Here is a 2,769-nt window from a genome sequence, read left to right on the forward strand (position 1 = left end):
CACGGCTTGTTAACAAACGATACGGTTCGATCGTTCCCTTTGTTACCAAATCATCGATCATGACCCCAATATAACCATCACTGCGTTTCAAAATGAGTTCCGGTTTTCCTTGGATTTTTAGAGCCGCATTGATCCCTGCAATAATTCCTTGACCAGCGGCCTCCTCATAGCCTGATGTTCCATTGGTTTGACCAGCTGTAAAGAGACCTGAAATTTTCTTGGTTTCCAAAGTTGCGCGTAATTGATGAGGCAAAACCATATCATACTCAATCGCATAACCCGTTCGCATCATTTCTGCCTTCTCAAGTCCCTTAATAGAATGGACGAGATCCCGTTGAACATCCTCTGGTAAACTCGTTGACAGCCCTTGAACATAGACTTCTTCTGTATTTCGTCCCTCAGGTTCTAAGAATAGTTGATGACGCTCTTTGTCAGCAAAACGGACAATTTTATCCTCAATGGACGGACAATAGCGAGGACCCACTCCCTTTACAACCCCTGTAAACATAGGTGCCCGGTGTAAATTATTCTGGATAATTTCATGGCTATGCCCATTCGTGTAAGTCAACCAACAAGGAACCTGATCCTTTACATAATCTTCATCACGCGATGTATAAGAAAAATGATTTGGAGCTTCATCTCCAGGTTGAATTTCCGTTTCGTCATAGTTAATTGACGATGCCTTTACACGAGGTGGCGTCCCTGTTTTGAAACGTCCAATTTCTAATCCTAGCTGTTTGAGATTGTCGGCCAAATTGATAGAAGCTAGACTATGATTAGGTCCTGATGAATACTTGAGATCTCCAATGATAATTTCTCCGCGTAAAGCTGTCCCAGTAGTGACAATAACAGCCTTTGCCCCATACTCTTGGTGAGTCGCAGTCCTTACACCAACAACCTTACCATTCTCCACCAAAATCTCATCAATCATAGTTTGGCGAAGAGTTAAATTTTCTTGGTTTTCAACCGTTTTCCGCATTTCTTTTGAGTAAAGTTCTTTGTCTGCTTGAGCCCGAAGTGCACGAACCGCAGGACCTTTACCAGTATTGAGCATTTTCATTTGGATGTAGGTCTTGTCGATATTCTTCGCCATTTCTCCACCGAGGGCATCGACTTCACGCACGACAATTCCCTTAGCAGAACCACCAATAGAGGGATTACAAGGCATAAAAGCCAGCATTTCAATGTTAATAGTCGCAAGTAAAACCTTACAACCCATACGGCTAGCAGCTAGAGAGGCTTCTACTCCCGCATGCCCCGCACCAATTACAATGATATCGTATTCTTCTATAAAGTTATAATTCATTCTATTTCTCCTATTTCTCAAGATGGATGTGTCGTAATTTTCCGTCCCAGTCTGGTAGGGCTGATTTTAAAAAAGCCGGTTTCAGGTCAACAGTATGTAAATCATCTAAAGCAATCCAACGACAAGGTAATTGCTTTGTATCTTCCTGCATGACCAAAGGTGCCTCCTCAAGTAAGTCTACTAAGTAGTGGAACTCGATGTTGTGATAGTGAACACCAGTTTGTTCGAAGCGATTTTCAACCACGAAAGCTAGCGGACCTGCTTTAGATGTAACACCAAGTTCCTCTTTGACTTCCCGAACTACAGCATCTTCTGTAGTTTCATTGACCTGAATAGCACCTCCGATTGTGTAACAGCCGCCCTCATCTTCTATGACGAACAAGCGGTTATCTTGTACAATCAAAGCAGTCGCTCTCACACCAAAAACAGTAGAACCTATTTTCGTCCGAAAATCCTGTTGCTTCATTTTACTTCCTTTCGAAATCACACAAAAATAGTCAAAACTCTGAGAAGTGCAGGACAAAAAAGCCTACAACATCCATGAGCTTTGACCATCATTTCTATTGCTTTTATTATTGTAGCAAATTGAGAAATTTTGTCAATTAAATATACTGACAAACTTTTCCATCCCGATAAGCATTGTCAATCAAGCCTCCGCCTAGACACTCTTCACCGTCGTAAAAGACAACAGCTTGTCCTGGTGTAATGGCTCGTTGAGGTTCTGCGAAAATCACTTCTGCCTTGTCACCTTTAACGTGTACAGTCACCTTGGAGTCAGGCTGACGATAGCGGAACTTAGCTGTACACTCTAATGTAAACTCTTCTGGCATATCTCGTGTAAAGTGAACTTGACTAGCCTGTAAACTTGTTGACATCAATGCTTCATGGTAGAACCCTTGACCGACATAAAGAATATTTTGACTGAGGTCTTTACCAACTACAAACCAAGGAGCATTATCTCCACCTTGTTGGCCACCAATTCCAAGTCCACCCCGTTGACCGATTGTGTAATACATCAAACCAGCATGTTCACCCATATCTCGTCCATCGATGGTCATCATTCGACCTGGTTGGGCAGGAAGGTAGTTCCCTAGAAATTCTTTGAAATTCTTTTCTCCGATAAAGCAAATTCCAGTTGAGTCTTTCTTTTTAGCTGTTGCCAATCCAGCTTCTTCAGCTAGACGGCGAACCTCAGGCTTTTCCAAATGTCCCAATGGGAACATGGTTTTTTGAAGTTGTTCTTGTGACAGTTGGCTTAAGAAATAAGTTTGATCCTTCCCGTTGTCAACGCCACGTAACATATGGACAATACCATCCTCATCATGCGACACGCGCGCATAGTGCCCTGTGGCCACATAATCTGCACCGAGTGTCATAGCATAATCTAAAAAGGCCTTAAATTTGATTTCCTTATTACACATGACATCCGGATTTGGTGTTCGACCAGCTCGGTATTCAGCAAG

At 42.5% G+C, this 2,769-nt stretch carries 3 protein-coding genes; all 3 read right to left on the bottom strand.

Annotated elements, in window-relative coordinates; translation table 11 throughout:
• Positions 1–1,306 (bottom strand): tRNA uridine-5-carboxymethylaminomethyl(34) synthesis enzyme MnmG (mnmG, locus tag PAN06_RS13695; RefSeq protein WP_269796602.1); only part of this gene is annotated, 1,306 nt, incomplete at its 3' end.
• Between the two features lie 10 nt (positions 1,307–1,316).
• Positions 1,317–1,772 carry an NUDIX hydrolase gene (locus PAN06_RS13700; RefSeq protein ID WP_195423611.1) on the bottom strand — a complete coding sequence of 152 codons (456 nt, stop codon included), beginning with the start codon at positions 1,770–1,772 and terminating at the stop codon, positions 1,317–1,319.
• Positions 1,773–1,908: 136 nt separating this feature from the next.
• Positions 1,909–2,769, bottom strand: an 861-nt coding sequence (gene mnmA / locus PAN06_RS13705) for a tRNA 2-thiouridine(34) synthase MnmA (protein WP_269796603.1), incomplete at its 5' end; no start/stop codon positions are given.

The sequence above is a fragment of the Streptococcus sp. SM3 genome (assembly GCF_027497875.1).